Origin of the sequence: Pseudomonas sp. Au-Pse12 (assembly GCF_021341665.1) — a bacterium.
Classification (GTDB): domain Bacteria; phylum Pseudomonadota; class Gammaproteobacteria; order Pseudomonadales; family Pseudomonadaceae; genus Aquipseudomonas.
In genome coordinates this window covers 51,641-67,803 of sequence record NZ_JAJTTH010000012.1, presented here as the reverse complement: position 1 = coordinate 67,803, position 16,163 = coordinate 51,641, and the positions used below count along the sequence as shown (strand labels likewise).

Annotated in this window: 19 protein-coding genes and 1 pseudogene; 10 read left to right on the top strand and 10 right to left on the bottom strand. The window is 62.6% G+C overall.

What is annotated here, in order from left to right:
- Nucleotides 1–12 precede the first annotated feature (12 nt).
- Entirely contained in the window at nucleotides 13–543 is a 531-nt protein-coding gene (locus LXM55_RS27420; RefSeq protein WP_233323263.1) for a 4-vinyl reductase, read from the bottom strand.
- Nucleotides 544–704: 161 nt separating this feature from the next.
- Nucleotides 705–1,682: a dipeptidase gene (locus tag LXM55_RS27415; RefSeq protein ID WP_123726579.1), complete on the bottom strand. Its 978-nt coding sequence runs from the start codon at nucleotides 1,680–1,682 to the stop codon at nucleotides 705–707.
- Between the two features lie 235 nt (nucleotides 1,683–1,917).
- On the opposite strand from LXM55_RS27415, the gene LXM55_RS27410 reads away from it, so the two are divergent.
- Complete coding sequence (locus LXM55_RS27410; protein WP_233323262.1) at nucleotides 1,918–2,319, top strand: lysozyme inhibitor LprI family protein; 402 nt, start codon at nucleotides 1,918–1,920, stop codon at nucleotides 2,317–2,319.
- A gap of 123 nt (nucleotides 2,320–2,442) precedes the next feature.
- Here LXM55_RS27410 and LXM55_RS27405 read toward each other — a convergent pair whose 3' ends face one another.
- The 3 genes from LXM55_RS27405 to LXM55_RS27395 are packed head-to-tail and all read right to left on the bottom strand — an operon-like array spanning nucleotide 2,443 to nucleotide 4,693.
- Nucleotides 2,443–2,793, bottom strand: coding sequence for a hydroxyisourate hydrolase (locus LXM55_RS27405; RefSeq protein ID WP_233323261.1), 351 nt, complete (start codon nucleotides 2,791–2,793; stop codon nucleotides 2,443–2,445).
- Nucleotides 2,790–3,299 carry a nucleoside deaminase gene (locus tag LXM55_RS27400; RefSeq protein ID WP_233323260.1) on the bottom strand — a complete coding sequence of 170 codons (510 nt, stop codon included), beginning with the start codon at nucleotides 3,297–3,299 and terminating at the stop codon, nucleotides 2,790–2,792. The genes LXM55_RS27405 and LXM55_RS27400 overlap by 4 nt, the downstream gene beginning before the upstream one ends.
- 56 nt (nucleotides 3,300–3,355) lie before the next feature.
- Nucleotides 3,356–4,693 (bottom strand): nucleobase:cation symporter-2 family protein, encoded by a 1,338-nt coding sequence (locus LXM55_RS27395; protein ID WP_233323259.1) that lies wholly within the window; start codon nucleotides 4,691–4,693, stop codon nucleotides 3,356–3,358.
- A 181-nt stretch (nucleotides 4,694–4,874) separates the two neighbouring features.
- On the opposite strand from LXM55_RS27395, the gene LXM55_RS27390 reads away from it, so the two are divergent.
- The 4 genes and pseudogenes from LXM55_RS27390 to LXM55_RS27375 all read left to right on the top strand — a co-directional run bounded on the left by LXM55_RS27390 (nucleotide 4,875) and on the right by LXM55_RS27375 (nucleotide 6,901).
- Nucleotides 4,875–5,789 carry a LysR family transcriptional regulator gene (locus tag LXM55_RS27390; protein WP_233323258.1) on the top strand — a complete coding sequence of 305 codons (915 nt, stop codon included), beginning with the start codon at nucleotides 4,875–4,877 and terminating at the stop codon, nucleotides 5,787–5,789.
- A gap of 100 nt (nucleotides 5,790–5,889) precedes the next feature.
- Nucleotides 5,890–6,143: pseudogene (locus LXM55_RS27385) on the top strand (type II toxin-antitoxin system RelE family toxin).
- Nucleotides 6,127–6,450 carry a helix-turn-helix domain-containing protein gene (locus tag LXM55_RS27380; protein WP_233323257.1) on the top strand — a complete coding sequence of 108 codons (324 nt, stop codon included), beginning with the start codon at nucleotides 6,127–6,129 and terminating at the stop codon, nucleotides 6,448–6,450. Before LXM55_RS27385 ends, LXM55_RS27380 begins: the two are co-directional and overlap by 17 nt.
- Nucleotides 6,451–6,484: 34 nt before the next feature.
- On the top strand, nucleotides 6,485–6,901 hold the full coding sequence (locus tag LXM55_RS27375) for a DUF3010 family protein (RefSeq protein WP_233323256.1): 417 nt from the start codon (nucleotides 6,485–6,487) through the stop codon (nucleotides 6,899–6,901).
- Between the two features lie 81 nt (nucleotides 6,902–6,982).
- On the opposite strand, the gene LXM55_RS27370 is transcribed toward LXM55_RS27375, so the two are convergent.
- Nucleotides 6,983–8,158 carry an ATP-binding protein gene (locus tag LXM55_RS27370; protein WP_233323255.1) on the bottom strand — a complete coding sequence of 392 codons (1,176 nt, stop codon included), beginning with the start codon at nucleotides 8,156–8,158 and terminating at the stop codon, nucleotides 6,983–6,985.
- Nucleotides 8,159–8,226: 68 nt separating this feature from the next.
- Nucleotides 8,227–9,186: a GlxA family transcriptional regulator gene (locus tag LXM55_RS27365; protein WP_233323254.1), complete on the bottom strand. Its 960-nt coding sequence runs from the start codon at nucleotides 9,184–9,186 to the stop codon at nucleotides 8,227–8,229.
- Nucleotides 9,187–9,380: 194 nt separating this feature from the next.
- Between LXM55_RS27365 and LXM55_RS27360 the strand changes: the two genes are divergently transcribed.
- The 5 genes from LXM55_RS27360 to LXM55_RS27340 all read left to right on the top strand — a co-directional run bounded on the left by LXM55_RS27360 (nucleotide 9,381) and on the right by LXM55_RS27340 (nucleotide 14,071).
- Nucleotides 9,381–10,325: a choline ABC transporter substrate-binding protein gene (locus LXM55_RS27360; protein WP_233323253.1), complete on the top strand. Its 945-nt coding sequence runs from the start codon at nucleotides 9,381–9,383 to the stop codon at nucleotides 10,323–10,325.
- An 88-nt stretch (nucleotides 10,326–10,413) separates the two neighbouring features.
- Nucleotides 10,414–11,301 (top strand): 3-keto-5-aminohexanoate cleavage protein, encoded by an 888-nt coding sequence (locus LXM55_RS27355; RefSeq protein WP_233323252.1) that lies wholly within the window; start codon nucleotides 10,414–10,416, stop codon nucleotides 11,299–11,301.
- A gap of 113 nt (nucleotides 11,302–11,414) precedes the next feature.
- Complete coding sequence (locus LXM55_RS27350; protein ID WP_233323251.1) at nucleotides 11,415–12,380, top strand: L-carnitine dehydrogenase; 966 nt, start codon at nucleotides 11,415–11,417, stop codon at nucleotides 12,378–12,380.
- Nucleotides 12,381–12,409: 29 nt separating this feature from the next.
- Nucleotides 12,410–12,886 carry a thioesterase family protein gene (locus LXM55_RS27345; protein ID WP_233323250.1) on the top strand — a complete coding sequence of 159 codons (477 nt, stop codon included), beginning with the start codon at nucleotides 12,410–12,412 and terminating at the stop codon, nucleotides 12,884–12,886.
- A 24-nt stretch (nucleotides 12,887–12,910) separates the two neighbouring features.
- Nucleotides 12,911–14,071: a gamma-butyrobetaine dioxygenase gene (locus LXM55_RS27340; protein ID WP_233323249.1), complete on the top strand. Its 1,161-nt coding sequence runs from the start codon at nucleotides 12,911–12,913 to the stop codon at nucleotides 14,069–14,071.
- Between the two features lie 327 nt (nucleotides 14,072–14,398).
- On the opposite strand, the gene LXM55_RS27335 is transcribed toward LXM55_RS27340, so the two are convergent.
- Genes LXM55_RS27335 through LXM55_RS27325 form a run of 3 tightly spaced genes read right to left on the bottom strand, consistent with a single transcriptional unit; the run spans nucleotide 14,399 to nucleotide 16,148 of the window.
- Nucleotides 14,399–14,827, bottom strand: coding sequence for a DUF4952 domain-containing protein (locus LXM55_RS27335; protein WP_233323248.1), 429 nt, complete (start codon nucleotides 14,825–14,827; stop codon nucleotides 14,399–14,401).
- A 3-nt stretch (nucleotides 14,828–14,830) separates the two neighbouring features.
- The gene (locus LXM55_RS27330) at nucleotides 14,831–15,598 is read right to left on the bottom strand and encodes a hypothetical protein (protein ID WP_233323247.1); all 768 of its coding nucleotides are present in this window, start codon (nucleotides 15,596–15,598) and stop codon (nucleotides 14,831–14,833) included.
- Between the two features lie 10 nt (nucleotides 15,599–15,608).
- Nucleotides 15,609–16,148 (bottom strand): PAAR domain-containing protein, encoded by a 540-nt coding sequence (locus LXM55_RS27325; RefSeq protein ID WP_325169921.1) that lies wholly within the window; start codon nucleotides 16,146–16,148, stop codon nucleotides 15,609–15,611.
- Nucleotides 16,149–16,163: the final 15 nt, after the last annotated feature.

The window sequence follows — 16,163 nt, the reverse complement described above, 5'->3', positions numbered from 1 at the left end:
TCTTAACTCCGCTTACAACGGTTTGACGACGAACAGGCCATCGTCGTGGCCTTCTTCGGAACCACCGTAAACCTGCTCTGCCACGGTGCGGATCTTGCTGCCACGGGCGGCCAGGATCTGGTCCATGGCGCCGGCGAACCAGCCGGTGAACATGTAGTCGACCTTGCGCCCGACCTTGCCGTAGACGTAGACGAACGCCGAGTGTTCGAGCTTGACGCTGGCGGTGCCTTTATCCAGGTCGATGTCCTGGATCTTGAACAGCCCCCAGCCGCGCTGGGACAGGCGCTTCATGTAGTGCTCGAACACCGCGACGCCTTCCAGGCCGTGGCATTCGGCTTCTTTTTCGCACCAGTGCCAGGCGGACTTGTAGCCGGCCTTGTAGAGGATCTTGGCATAGGCCTCGGCGCCCAGGACCTCTTCGATGCCCATGTGGTTGTTGACGAAGAAATGCCGCGGCACGTAGAGCATCGGCAGGGCGTCGGAGGTCCAGACACCGGTTTCGCTGTCGACTTCGATAGGCAATTGCGGGGCGATCTTGGCCATGTTTCAAAACTCCGGAATTCTGTGGATAAGTACGTCTGTAGCCGCTGCCGCAGGCTGCGAAAAGGCTCGAAGAGCCTTCCGAGGGCCGCAAGAGCGCGTCTCCTTCGGAGCCGATCGCAGCCTGCGGCAGCGGCTACAGGAATGTGCTGTGGGGGGTGGTCTTATTCGCCCCAGACATCCTTGAGGACATTGACCCAGTTCTCGCCCATGATCTTGCGCACCACGCGCTCGCTGTGGCCGCGCTTGAGCAGGGTTTCGGTGAGGTTGGGGAACTCGCCCACGGTGCGGATGCCCAGCGGGTTGATGATCTTGCCGAAGTTGGTCAGGCGCCGGGCGTAGCCCTTGTCGTGGGTCAGGTATTCGAAGAAGTCCTGGCCATGGCCCTGGGTGAAGTCGGTGCCGATGCCGATGGAGTCTTCACCGACGATGTTCATGGTGTATTCGATGGCTTCGGCGTAGTCGTCGATGGTCGAGTCGATGCCCTTGGCCAGGAACGGCGCGAACATGGTCACGCCGACGAAACCGCCGTGGTCGGCGATGAACTTCAGCTCGGCATCGGACTTGTTGCGCGGGTGTTCCTTGAGCCCCGACGGCAGGCAGTGGGAGTAGCAGACCGGTTTCTTGGATTCGAGGATCACTTCCTCGCTGGTCTTGGAACCGACGTGGGACAGGTCGCACATGACCCCGACGCGGTTCATCTCGGCGACGATCTCGCGGCCGAAGCCCGACAGGCCGCCGTCGCGCTCGTAGCAGCCGGTGCCCACCAGGTTCTGGGTATTGTAGCACATCTGCACAATGCCCACGCCCAGCTGCTTGAACACCTCGACATAGCCGATCTGGTCTTCGAAAGCGTGGGCGTTCTGGAAGCCGAAGAGGATGCCGGTCTTGCCCACTTCCTTGGCCTTGCGAATGTCCGCGGTGGTGCGCACCGGCATCACCAGGTCGCTGTTTTCACGGATCAGTTTCTGGCTCGACGCGATGTTGTTGACAGTGGCCTGGAAGCCTTCCCAGACCGACACCGTGCAGTTGGCGGCGGTCAGGCCACCCTTGCGCATGTCCTCGAACAGCTCGCGGTTCCACTTGGCAATGATCAGCCCGTCGATAACGATGCTGTCGGCGTGTAATTCGGCTGGGCTCATCAGGCTGTCCCCTTATTGGCGATTCATGCGCCGAATCGTCTGCCGGCGCTTTGGGGTCAGCATATGCTTGAGGGCCGGGGCGCCTGGGTGCAAAAACGACAGGGGAATTGCCGAAAGCGTCAAGCACTGACAAAGGGCCGGACGGAGGGCAGGGATGGCCTCTGTTCTTTGCCCGGGGCATGCGCCAGAATTCGCCGCTTCAACGAACGCTTCACTGGATGAGGGCAGCGCTGCAATGAAACCGATCTTCCTGGCCTTGTTACTGATAGCGACCGGCGTACAGGCGGCCGAAGAGGCCGACAACACGCCCTGCGACGGCGTGGAAAACGACGTGCAGACCCTGGAGTGCGCGACCTACAACCGGACCACCGCCGAGCAGTTGCTGGGCGACAACGTGCAAAGCCTGCTGGAACGCCTGGGCACCTTGTACGGCAACGACAAGGCGCAACTGGCCGACATCAGCGCCAAGGTCAAGAACGCCCAGCAGCTGTGGCAGAAGCAGCGCGAGGCCGACTGTGCGATGGAATCCTTCCCGGCCAAGCCCGGGACCAAGGCCTACACCATCGCCACCAATGATTGCTTGGCACGGATGAGCGACGAGCGTTCAGAATTCATCGAATCCATCGCCCAGGAATGACCCGATCGCGCTGGTAGGAGCGGGCTTGCCCGTAAAAATCGCCCTGCCGAACCCGGTGCGGCGGTTGCGAGGGTTTCGCGAGCAAGCTCGCTCCTACAAGGTCAACGCCAGGTCAACGCCGGGTCAGGCGCCGCCGCGAAAGCACGAGACGCCCCAGGCGGTGAGCTTGAACGGCAGGTGGTAGTGCTGGCGCGGGTCATCCAGGCCGAAGCGGTACACCAGCACATCGAGGAAGGGCACCGGCGGCAGCGCCTGGCCTTGCTCGCGATAGAACGCCGCCACCTCCAGCTCCACTTCGTAGACGCCCGGCCCGAAGCTGGCCGCGCACTCTGGCAAGCCATTCAGCAGGCCATTGCCGCCGATCCGCCCCTGGCATAGCCAATCGCCGCCCAGGCGGCGCACCCGCACCACCATGCCTTCGGCCACCTTGCCGCTGGCGACGTCCACCACGTGGATGGAAATGCCGCCGTTCATTTCCAGAACCCCTGATGCGCAAGGGCCGCTTCATTCTCCAGCATCGGCCCGAACACCGGGATCTGCCGCTGCCCGCGGGCAAAGACTTCACGGCACGGCAGGGAAAAGGTCGGGTTTTCCGGGTGGTCGCCGGTCAGTTCCAGCAAGGCATGTTCGGACAGGGCGTAAACCACCCGGCCAATGCCGGTCCAGTAGATGGCACCGGCGCACATGCAGCAGGGCTCGGCGCTGGTGTACAGGGTGCACTCGGCCAGGGCCTGGGGGCTGAGGAGCCTGGCCGCCTTGGCAGCGGCAGCCAGTTCGGCATGCTGGGTCGGGTCGCCTTCGGGGGGCATCGAGTTGTTGCCGGCGCTGGCGATGACCTTGCCGTCACGGTCCGCCACCAGGGCGGCAAATGGGTGACGGCCACGGGCCTTGGCCTCTTCGGCGAGCTGGATGCTCTGACGCAGCAATTGCAGGTCCAGCTCGCTGACGCCGGCTGGGATGGAAGAGAGAATCCGGGTCATCTTGACCTCCTGTTCACGGGCAGAGGCCGCCACACAAAATGGCGGCGCGAAAAACTTCAGTCGCCAAGTTCGGCATGAGCAGCCAGCACCGGGGCGGCCGGCTCACGCGGATTGAGCAGCAGATTGAGGACGATGGCGGTCATGGCGCCGAGAAATATCCCGCTTTCCAGCACCAGCTTGAGCGGGCCATGCAGGTGGGCGAACAGCGCCGGGAAGGACATCGGCAGCACCCCGACGCTGACCGAAACCGCCACCACGATGGCGTTGCGCGTGCCTTCGAATGGCACCCGCGACAGCTCCTGGATACCGGCCACGGTGGTCATGCCGAACATCACGATGGCACAACCGCCAAGCACCGGAGTCGGTACTGCGGCCACCAGGGCGCCGAGCTTGGGAAACAGCCCCATGAGCACCATGATTGCCCCCGCGGCGGCCACCACGAAGCGGCTCTTGACCTTGGAAAGGGCGATCAGCCCGGTGTTCTGGGTAAAGGCGTTGTAGGGAAAGCTGTTGAACAGGCCGCCGACCATGGTTGACAGACCGTCGGCGCGAAAGGCGTCGCCCAGGGTGCGTTGGGTGGTTGGCTTGCCGGTGAGCTTGCCGATGGCCAGGCAGTTGCCGGTGGTCTCGGCCATGATCACCAGCATCGCCAGGGTCATGATCAGGATCGGCACCAGGGAAAACTGCGGGGCACCGAAGGCCATGGGCGGGCTCAGCTCGAACCAGGCCGCCTGGCCGACCTGGGCGAAGTCGGTCATGCCGAACGCCGCGGCGATCAGGCTGCCGACCAGCAAGCCGATCAGCACGCTGAGGTTGCCGATGAAGCCGGAAAACCTGCCATAGATCACCAGGGTCACCGCCACCGTGGCCAGGCCCAGCAGCAGATTGGCCGGCGCACCGAAATCATCCGCCGCCGGGTTGCCGCCACCGAGCCAGATGGCCGCCGCCGGCATCAGGGAGATGCCGATGATGGTGATCAGGCTGCCGATCACCACGGGCGGGAAGAATCGCAGCAGGCGGCTGAACAGCGGTGCCAGGGCAATGGTGACAAGACCCGCCGCGATCACCGCACCAAACACCTCGGTCAGGCCGAACTGCTTGCCGATCATGATCATTGGCGCCAGGGCGATGAACGAGCAGCCCTGGATCAATGGCAGCCGCGCCCCGAAGCGCCAGAACCCCAGGGTCTGAATCAGGGTGGCAAGACCCGAGGTCAGCAGGTTGGCGTTGATCAACAGCACCACCTGGGCCGGGGTCAGGCCCAGCGCATTGCCTAGAATCAAGGGTACCGCCACGGCACCGGCATACATCACCAGTACATGTTGCAGGCCGAAGGTGAACAGCTGGCGAACGGGCAGGACCTCGTCCACGGGATGCACACGGGAAATAGTCATGTCGCAGGTCTCCTGAAGGTGCGGCTTTTGTTGTTGTTCTGGCAGGCATCCGGGAGCAGCGCTCCGGCAGGAAGTACGGACGTCGCGGGGCATCATCTGTGCTTGAATACGATGAAACAAATGAGCAGCCATCGTTTTTAACGATGGATCAGACAGCCCTGTTCCAGGGCCGGGAGCCGCGATGCGCTTTTCACTGGATCAACTGCAGATGTTCGTACAGGCCGCGCAAAACGGTTCGTTCTCGGCGGCGGCGCGCAAGCTGGGCAAGACCCAGTCCACGGTCAGCGTGGCCATCGGCAACCTGGAGGCGGACCTGGGGGTGGAGTTGTTCGACCGCAGCGCCCGCAACCCGGTACTGACCGCCACGGGGCAAAAGATACTGCTGCAGGCCGAGGCCGTGCTGGAGCGCTGCCTGACCCTGCAGGCCCATGCCGACTGCCTGTCAGAGGCGGTCGAGCCGCACCTGTCGATCGTCATCGAAACGCCCTACGGCCCGCTGATGCCGGCCTTGCAGGAGTTCGAGCAGGCTTTTCCCTATGTCGACCTGCTGATCCGCCATCCGCTGTCCGGCGATGCCAGCGAACTGGTGGCCCGGGGCGAGGCAGTGCTGGGCATCGCCTTTTCACAACCCGGCTACCCCCAGGAACTGGAGTTCCAGCAGTTGGGCAAGCTGATCATGTTGCACGTCTGCCACCCGGACCACCCGCTGGCGCGACTCGATAGCGTGACCTTCGACGACCTGCACGTGCACCGGCGCCTGGCCTTCAGCGCCCACGCCAACAAGCTGCCCAGCAGCGAATACCTGCGCTCCACCCAACTGTGGCAGGCGGAAAACTACCTGGCGCTGCTGGAAATGGTCCGTGCCGGCCTGGGCTGGGCCACCCTGCCCCGGCAACTGATCCAGCGTGAACTGGCCAAGGGCGAGCTGGTGGAACTGCAACTGGGCGCCTACCCACATACCGACTGGCTGATCGGCGTCGACCTGCTCTGGGCCCGGCAGCGAGTGATGGGCAAGGCCGAACGCTGGCTCAAGGAACGCCTGCTGCGCCAGAAGGTGTACGAAGTGGACCGGCGCGGGCAGTCCACGACCTGGTAGCGGCCGCGCCGGGCAACAACGGGACAAGGTTCTGCGTTTGGCCGGACAGAAAATATAAGCAAGGATTCGTATTACTTATAAAAGGCTTATATAGTCCGCCATGAACGAGATCCTCTGGAGTAGAAAAGCGGTCAAGCAGTTGATGCGACTGCACCACGAGCATCAGGTCCAGGTTCGCGATGCGATTTCCCTGCTGGCCGACATGCCCGCCAGTGGCAGCGTCAAGCCCTGTCCGGCCACACCTATGCCTATCGCCTGCGGGTCGGGCAGTACCGGGTCCTGTTCGACTGGGACGGAGCCATTCACATCGTCAGTGTTCAAGAGGTCAAGAAACGTGATGAACGCACCTACTGACATCCAGATCATCCACGGCCCGGACGGCAGCCCGGCATTCGTGGTGATTCCCTACGCGCAGTACATGGCCCAGCACAAGGAAGCCGATCTGATTCCCCATGACGTGGTCAGCCGCATGGTCGACGGCGCCACGCCGATCCGCGCCTGGCGCGAGCACCTGCACCTGACCCAGGACGAAGTCGCCAGGCGCCTGGGGATCTCCCAGCCGGCCTTTGCCCAGCAGGAAAGCGTCGCCCGGCCACGCCGGGCCACCCGGGAAAAGATCGCCGCCGCCTTCGGCATACGCGCCGACCAGCTGGAGCTGTAAGCTGCACCCCACTCACCGATTGAAAGGGTTCCCCATGAGCATTTGCGGTATCGAGATCAAAGGCAGCGAAGCCATCTTCGCCCTCGCCTCCCTGCAAGACGGCGCGCCGCAACACCAGCCGCTGGCCACCAAGAAAATCGCCCTGGAAGACGATGACGAGGCCGCCAACGTCAAGGCCTTCGCCAGTCAGGTCGGGGCCTTTGTCCGCGAACACGGGATCACCCGCATCGCCATCAAGAAACGCAGCAAGAAAGGCGAGTTCGCCGGCGGCCCCACCACCTTCAAGATCGAAGGCGTGTTTCAGTTGCTGGAGCAGTGCGAAGTGAGCCTGCTGTCGCCGCAGACTCTCAACGCTCAGTACAAGAAACACGCTTTCGAATTGCCGGCGACGCTGAACAAGTACCAGCACGAAGCCTACAAAGCGGCCTGTGCGGCCCTGATGAAAAAATGATCCAGGGCGTTGCCTGACGCAACCTCCAGCGCACCTGAGAGCCCCGCGTCCCTGCGGGCCGTTCGTCGCTGGCGGCAGCGGCTACGCCTTGCGGTGGTAGTGCTGCAGCCAGTCGGCAAAGGAATTGTCCTCCAGGGCGTAGGCACCACGGCTGGACTTCCACACCAGCTCCTTCTCCCGCAAGGCATCGATGCACGCCTGCACCGTCTGGGTTCCCGGTTGGGTATCGCTGCCCATGGCCTGGAGCGCCTTGGCGACCGCCGCTAGGGTGTCGTCGGTAAAGGGCGCAAACGACAGGTTGTTGCGCGAGCGCTCGACCATCACTTCCAGCACTGCCCGCTGGGCCAGGGTCAGGCCATTCCAGGCGCTTTCAAATTCGCTCCAGACCCCGGCCCGGAGCATCTCGGCACTGCTGCGCAACAGCTCGTTGAGCTGGCTTGCCTCCCCCAACTCTAGGGCCACCTGGCCAATGATGCTGCGGAGCATTTCCGGGCGCCGACCGACCCATTCGAAGGCCAGATCCAGGTCCTCGGCATTGAACTGGTTGGTGGGCGCCAAGTGGGCGTTCAGGTGCGCGGTGTAGGCCTTGGTGAAGTCACGCCCCAGCAAGGGAAAGGGGGTGATGCTCGAACCAAAGAACGGCTGGTTGCGGTTCAGCACCAGATGGGCCAGCTTGTCCCGGTTGGACCCGGTGAACACCAGGCGCAGGCCGCTGGTGTCCATCTCGCGCCCCTGATTGAGCTGGTCACGGGCGGCCTTGAGGGCAAACATGGCATTCAACCCGGCCTCGGAACTCAGCGCATGCTGGGCCTCATCGATGACCAGCACCACGGTCTTGCCCGCCGCGCTGTGCAGCAGTTCCAGAGCCTGGGTCAGGGTGGCCCCTTCCGGCAGTTGGGACGCGCTGAAGTCCCAGGACAAGGTCCGCAGAAAACTGAGCTTCTCCACCCCCAACGACTTGGCCAGCTTGCGCATGCCCTTTTCGAACGGCACCAGCGCGCCGGCAATCGCCCCGGCGATCAGCTCGGCGGGGTCTTTTTCGCGGTTGGCCCAAAGATCGACATAGACCGCCAGCCAGCCTCGACGCTGGCACTCGGGCAGCAGGTCTTCGCGCAGGAAGGTACTTTTACCGGTACGCCGCGGCGCCGCCAGGAACAGCCCCGAGCTGTAGTCCTGGATCCCGGAGCCCACCAGGCCATCGGCAATATTGAGCGCCAGGGCAGGACGACGAAACACGAAGCCAGTGTTTTTCGACATGGTTTTATACTCAATTATTGCCAGGACTATAATTTATAGTCGCGAGTATAATTAACTATAAAACCCTGTCAAACCAGCTCCCGGCCGCCGCCCGACTGGCGCCGGTCTTCCCGCGGGCAGTGCACGAAACGCGCACGGTAGCTGCGGGTGAAGTAGGACGGCGATTCAAAACCGCAGGCAATGCTCACCTCCAGCACGCTCATGTCGGTCTGGCGCAGCAGTTTGCGGGCCTTCTCCAGGCGCAGCCCCAGGTAGAAGTTGCTCGGGGTGTCGTTCAGGTGCAGGCGGAACAGGCGCTCCAGCTGGCGCCGGGTGACCTTGATCGACTCGGCCAGGGCCAGGGTGCTCAGGGGCGGCTCGCTGTGCTGTTCCATCTCGCCGATCACCTGCACCAGCTTCTTGTTGCTGATGCCGTAGCGGCTGGCGACTTCCATGCGCTGGTGATCCTTGCGCGGGCGGATGCGCCCGAGCACGAACTGCTCGCTGACCTGGATCGCCAGTTGCGGGCCGTGGGCCTGGGCGATCAGGTCGAGCATCATGTCGATCGACGCGGTGCCGCCGGCGCAGGTGATGCGCCGCCGATCGATCTCGAACAGCTCCTGGGTCACGCTCAACTGCGGATAGGACTCCTTGAAGGCCTCGATGGCTTCCCAATGCAGGGTCACCCGGTGCCCTTCCAACAAACCACTCTCGGCAAGGATCACGCTGCCGGTGTCGATCCCGCCCAGAATCACGCCTTCCCCCTCCAGCCGCCGCAGCCAGTGCTCCAACGCCGGGGTCAGGAACTTCAACGGTTCGAAACCCGCCACCACCCACAGGGTCGCGCCCTTCTTCAGCGGCTCCAGGGCCGCGTCGACATTCACCGACATGCCATTGCTGGCCAGCACCGCGCCGCCGTCAGCGCTCAACACGTGCCAGCGGTACAGCTCGCCACGAAAGCGATTGGCCACCCGTAGCGGCTCGATGGCCGAGATAAAGCCGATGGCGGAGAACCCCGGCATCAGCAGGAAATAGAAATCCTGGGACATGCAACGCACTCCAGTGACGGCCAGCGTGGGCCTTGTGATACGCCAAAGCCATCCCAGCCACAAGGGGGCAGGTCGCTGCAGTGCAAGAGTCGGTCGCCGCTGTGCGTTTGCCGCAGGCGAGGCCTGCGTACCTTGGCATCACCTGCGCACAAAGACGCCGGGACCGACAATAACGACCTGCCGAGGAAAGCATCATGAAACGACTGATCAGCAGCTGTGTGCTTGCGCTTAGTGGTAGCGTTTTTCTGAGCAGCGGGGCCTTGGCCGCCGACGCCGCCAGTTGCCAGAACGTGCGGCTGGGGGTGGTCAACTGGACCGATGTGATCGCCACCAGCGCCATGACCCAGGTCCTGCTCGACGGCCTCGGCTACAAGACCAAGCAGACCAGCGCCTCGCAGCAGATCATCTTCGCCGGCATCCGCGACCAGCGCCTGGACCTGTTCCTGGGCTACTGGAACCCGCTGATGACCCAGACCATCACCCCGTTCGTCGAGGCCAAGCAGGTCAAGGTCCTGGCCGAGCCGAGCCTCAAGGACGCCCGCGCCACCCTGGCCGTACCCGCCTACCTGGCGGACAAGGGGCTGAAGACCTTCGCCGACATCGCCCGCTTCCAGAAGGAACTGGGGGGCAAGATCTACGGCATCGAACCCGGCTCTGGGGCCAACACCCAGATCAAGGAAATGATCGCCAAGAACCAGTTCGGCCTGGGCCAGTTCCAGCTGGTGGAGTCCAGTGAAGCCGGCATGTTGTCGGCGGTGGCCCGGGCGGTGAAGCGCAACGAGGCCATCGTGTTCTTCGGCTGGGCGCCGCACCCGATGAACGTCAACTTCAAGATGACCTACCTCAGCGGCAGCCAGGATGCCCTGGGGCCGAACGAAGGCCAGGCCACGGTGTGGACCGTCACCGCGCCGAGCTACGCCGAGCAGTGCCCGAACGTGCACCGGCTGCTGACCAACCTGACCTTCAGCGCCGAAGACGAGAGCCGCATGATGCAGCCGCTGCTGGATCACAAGGACGCCCTGGAATCGGCCCGGCAGTGGCTCAAGGACCACCCACAGGACCAGCAGCGCTGGCTGGAAGGGGTGACCACCTTCGATGGCAAGCCGGCCGCCGAACACCTGCAACTGACCAGTAAATAAACCACCCACACTCGCGCCCCGCAGCCCACCCAGGGCTGCGCACGGCCACCCCACGCCCCCAGCAAACACGCCTGTAAGGAACCGCACCATGAACCACGACGTCATCATCACCTGCGCACTCACCGGTGCTGGCGACACGACCGCCAAGAGCCCCCACGTGCCGGTCACCCCGAAACAGATTGCCGCCGCCGCCGTGGAGGCCGCCAAGGCCGGCGCCACCGTGGTCCACTGCCATGTGCGTGACCCGGCGACCGGCAAATTCAGCCGGGACGTGGCGCTGTACCGCGAAGTGATGGAGCGGATTCGCGAGGCCGACATCGACATCATCGTCAACCTCACCGCCGGCATGGGCGGCGACCTGGAGATCGGCGCCGGCGAGCACCCCATGGAGTTCGGCCCCAACACCGACCTGGTCGGCCCCCTGACCCGCCTGGCCCATGTCGAGGAACTGCTGCCGGAGATCTGTACCCTGGACTGCGGCACCCTGAACTTCGGCGACGGCGACACCATCTACGTGTCCACCCCGGCCCAGCTGCGGGCCGGCGCCAAGCGCATCCAGGAACTGGGGGTGAAGGCCGAGCTGGAAATCTTCGACACCGGGCACCTGTGGTTCGCCAAGCAGATGATCAAGGAAGGGCTGCTGGACAACCCGCTGTTCCAGCTGTGCCTGGGCATTCCCTGGGGCGCCCCGGCGGACACCACCACCATGAAGGCCATGGTCGACAACCTGCCGGCGGACGCGGTCTGGGCCGGCTTCGGCATTGGCCGCATGCAGATGCCCATGGCCGCGCAGGCGGTACTGCTGGGAGGCAACGTGCGGGTCGGCCTGGAAGACAACCTGTGGCTGGACCGTGGCGTGCTCGCCACCAACGGCCAACTGGTGGAACGGGCCACGGAGATCCTCAGCCGCCTCGGCGCCCGAGTCCTGACCCCGGCCGAGGGCCGACAGAAAATGGGCCTGAAACAACGCGGCTAACCCGAACCACCCACCCCTTGTAGGAGCGCGCTCGCTCGCGAAGAGGCCCGCAAGGCCGCCAACAGGGCCGCTGGCAAGCCAGCGCCTACAGACTCTTTTTTCAGGAAGACGCAATGACCTTTATCACCGAGATCAAGACCTTCGCCGCCCTGGGCAGCGGCGTGATCGGCAGCGGCTGGGTGGCCCGCGCCCTGGCCCACGGCCTGGACGTGGTGGCCTGGGACCCGGCCCCCGGGGCCGAAGCCGCCCTGCGCAAGCGGGTCGCCAATGCCTGGGGCGCCCTGGAAAAACAGGGGCTGGCACCCGGCGCCTCGCCACAGCGCCTGCGCTTTGTCAGCACCATCGAAGCCTGCGTAAAAGACGCCGACTTCATCCAGGAAAGTGCTCCGGAACGCCTGGAACTCAAGCTGGAGCTGCACAGCAAGATCAGCGCCGCGGCCAAGCCCGATGCCCTGATCGGCTCCAGCACCTCGGGCCTGCTGCCCAGTGAATTCTACGAGGGCTCGACCCACCCGGAACGCTGCGTGGTGGGCCACCCGTTCAACCCGGTGTACCTGCTGCCACTGGTGGAAGTGGTGGGCGGCCAGCGCACCGCACCCGCCGCGATCCAGGCGGCGATCAAGGTCTATGAATCCTTAGGCATGCGCCCCTTGCACGTGCGCAAGGAAGTGCCGGGGTTCATCGCCGACCGCCTGCTCGAAGCGCTGTGGCGCGAAGCCCTGCACCTGGTCAACGACGGCGTGGCGACCACCGGGGAAATCGACGACGCGATCCGCTTTGGCGCCGGCCTGCGCTGGTCGTTCATGGGCACCTTCCTCACCTACACCCTGGCCGGGGGCGACGCTGGCATGCGCCACTTCATGGCCCAGTTCGGCCCGGCGCTGCAACTGCCCTGGACCTACCTGCCAGCCCCGGAACTGACCGACAAGCTGATCGACGACGTGGTCGAAGGCACGGCCGAGCAACTGGGCACGCACAGCATTTCGGCCCTGGAGCGCTATCGTGATGACTGCCTGCTGGCGGTGCTGGAGGCGGTGAAAACCACCAAGGCCAAGCACGGCATGCATTTTCACGACTAACCCACCCCCTGCATCCAACCGGTGATCCCATGCCTGCCCTGACCACCTACAGCACCCGCATCATCAGCGATTGGGTCGACTACAACGGCCACCTGCGCGATGCCTTCTACCTGCTGATCTTCAGCTACGCCACCGATGCCCTGATGGATCGCCTGGGGCTCGACAGCGGCCACCGCGAAGCCAGTGGCCACTCGCTGTTCACCCTGGAACTGCACCTGAACTACCTGCACGAAGTGAAGCAGGGCACCGAGGTCCAGGTGCGCACCCAGATCATTGGCCACGACCGCAAGCGCCTGCACCTGTATCACAGCCTGCACAGGGCCGGTGATCCCCAGGAGCTGGCCGGCAACGAGCAGATGCTGCTCCACGTCGACCTGGCCGGACCGCGTTCGGCGCCGTTCAGCGAGCCGGTCCTGCAGCGCCTGCAAGCCCTGACCGCCGAACAGGCCGATCTGCCGCGCCCCGCCTACATCGGCCGGGTCATCGGTCTGCCCGCGGAAAAATAATCAGCCGTAGAAAAGGAGATCACCGTGAACACCGCCGCCCTTGCCGACTACCGCCGTTACCCGCTGATCAGCCCGTTAAGCGCCGTCCAGGTATTGCCGGACCGGGTTCAGGTGCGCTGGGCCGATGATCGCCTCAGCCCTTTTCACCATCAGTGGCTGCGGGACAACTGCCCCTGCGCGCACTGCGTCTACAGCGTGACCCGCGAACAGGTACTGGAAATCATCGACGTCCCCGAAGACCTTGGCTGCCTCGGGGCGCGCATCGATAGCCAGGGTTGCCTGTGCCTCGACTGGTCGGACGGCCACCAGAGTCGCTTCGACCCCGGCTGGCTGCGGGCCCACGCCTATGACCGGCAATCCCGCGAGGAGCGCCGCGCGAACAAGGCGCAGAGCCAGCTGTGGGACAGCCACCTGCAACTGCCGGTATTCGACTATCAGGCCCTGATGGACGACCCCAAGGCGCTGCTGCAATGGCTGCTGGCCCTGCGCGACATCGGTCTGACCCAGGTCCGTGGCGCGCCCAGCGAACCCGGCTCCCTGGCCCTGATCGCCCGGCGCATCGCGTTTATCCGCGAGAGCAACTTCGGCGTGCTGTTCAACGTGCAGTCCAAGGCCGACGCCGACAGTAATGCCTACACCGCCTTCAACCTGCCCTTGCACAGCGACCTGCCGACCCGCGAACTGCAACCGGGGCTGCAATTTCTGCATTGCCTGGTGAATGACGCGACGGGCGGCGAAAGCATCTTCGTCGACGGTTTCGCCATAGCCGATGCCCTGCGCCGCGAAGACCCCGACGCGTTCCGCGCGCTGTGTGAAATACCCGTGGAGTTTCGCAACAAGGACCGCCACAGCGACTACCGCTGCCTGGCACCGATCATTGCCCTGGATACCCTGGGCGAGGTCGCGGAAATCCGCATGGCCAACTTCCTGCGCGGCCCCTTCGACACCACCGAACAACAGATGCCCCGGCTGTACCGCGCCTACCGACGTTTTATCGCCTTGACCCGCGACGCCCGGTTCCGGGTGATCCGCCGCCTTGATCCGGGCCAGCTCTGGTGCTTCGACAACCGCCGCACCCTGCACGCGCGCAACGCCTTCGACCCGGCCAGCGGCGCCCGACACTTCCAGGGTTGCTACATCGACCGCGACGAGCTGTTATCCAGAATCCTGGTGCTACAGCGCTGATCGCCCCACCTGCTGCCCGGCTCCCGCACAGGAGCCGGGCAGCGGTGCAACGTTCCCCAGGCAAAAAAAAGCCCCGATCAAGCCGTGACAGGATCGAGGCAGGGACTACTGCTGAGGAGCTGCGGTGAGAAGGTGACCAAACCATCACGACGCCAGCTGGGTTCAGTCTGCCGATTCGGCCCTGACAGCGGTTAGCCGAAAGCGACGTGTTCATAGGTAAAAGGGCCATGACGAAAAGCCGCCATTGTCATGCTGGCTATTGTCGCCCCTCGGCAACCCATCCAATAACTTCCGCAGCACAGAGATAAAAACTACAACCTTGTTTTATCAAACATCTTCCATGAAACGAACAACCGTAATGTAAAAATAGCCAATCTTCTCCCAATCTTCTCTTTTATTGTAGATGGTTTCTTCGGAACTCATTCTAATGTGATACATGATACCGGAATTCTTGTCTTCGTAAGAGGTCATCCCTCTAACTTCCCAGACACAACAAACAAACTTCAGATACTCACTCACACCAAATCTATCATGCAGATACTGCTCTACTGCTTGTGCATCCTTTCCTTTAATCCGATATAGAGCGGTCAAAGGAGCACTTTGCCTCTCCGGCTCCGAATCGCACTTAACATATTCGATAGTATCTGAAGTCCCCACCATCGCCTTCAAAAAGTCCCCACACTCATCCGCTGCCGCGGCAACGTGAGAGGACAGACACAACAATATAGACACACAAACACTGAAAAACGCCTTCATCAACTACCGCTCCACTATTAGATAACCAACAAATCTTCCCTGAGATCCAGGCATGCGCTTATTGATCAGATACTCATACAAAGCATTCCATCTTATTAACTCATAGAGTGTTACACACCCTTCCGACATATGCCCAATATGTATATATCGAGTGCTGTTGACTTCCGTACCTTCCAAGGCAATGGGAAACCAGACATCGGTGCAAATCACCCTCCCGGGATAAGCAGCTCTATATCCCGAAGTATCAACTTCTGCGTGAGAGAAATCAGGGGCCATGATTCGGTGCCTACCTGGGGCTATGGGCGTAAACTCCCTGCCCCAGACGCTGTTAAGCGTAACCCTTGCGCTGACTCCTGAAAACTCAGCTACAGCCCACTGCTGAGTGAATGCAAAGTTCTTGATTTCTGACCTGACCCCTTTCTCTAAATTCGCGTATTTCACACGGATCGTTGCTGCATTTTTTTCTGGCCCAATGTCAGACAGATACAAAGGGACATTGCGGTGACTCAAAGCCACTTCTTTACCAACAAAACCACTATTGCCATCCTTCACTTGGAAGTGAGCATATTTTTCTGACGTTTTCACCATGACCAACTTAGTGTATTCACACAAATAGATAAAACTCGCCCCATGGGAAAACATAGGTCTAAAGCCCAGCCAGCCCTTGTCATCCGCCCGTCTCACATACTTGGTCGTTACCCCGACACGTTGCCGAGCGTTCACATCCCGGGTAGTGGCATGCACATTATTCACAAGCACAATCTGACTCATGAGCAACGCCTCAAACAACGTCATCCGGTTCTATTTGGAGCAGCCCGCTGACGTCAGTAAAAACCCGTTGCGTCAATCCATCTTGATCTGTAATGCCCCTATACACCTTGCCATCCGGCGTCACGACCTTGTACTTGAAACCAGGCACCGGTTCGCCATCGGCATCCAGTAGCTCAAACTGTGCGTTGTGGCGGTGCTGAATGGCCAATGGCGTGATGGGGGTGAATTCGGCCAGAGTGACGGTATTGCCGATGATGACCGTTCCCGACCCACCAATGACGACGTTGCCGTGGCTACCCAGCGAATCGGTAGTGGCGACGGGTCTGCCATTGATCAACACATTACTGATCAAGTTACCCGTCAGAGCAGATCCACACGCCGTCTGGTCCCCCTCACGGGCAACGGCTAACCCATCGAAAATGACATCGGGCGATCCACTGACAATAGGGTTCACGCCATGCCCGGGAATCGGGCAGGCAGTGGGGTCGGTGACACGAGCGGCGGGCTTCCCTGACATGATGATTGCTCCTTGAGAACGGCGTTCAGCGATAACGCCTGAATCATT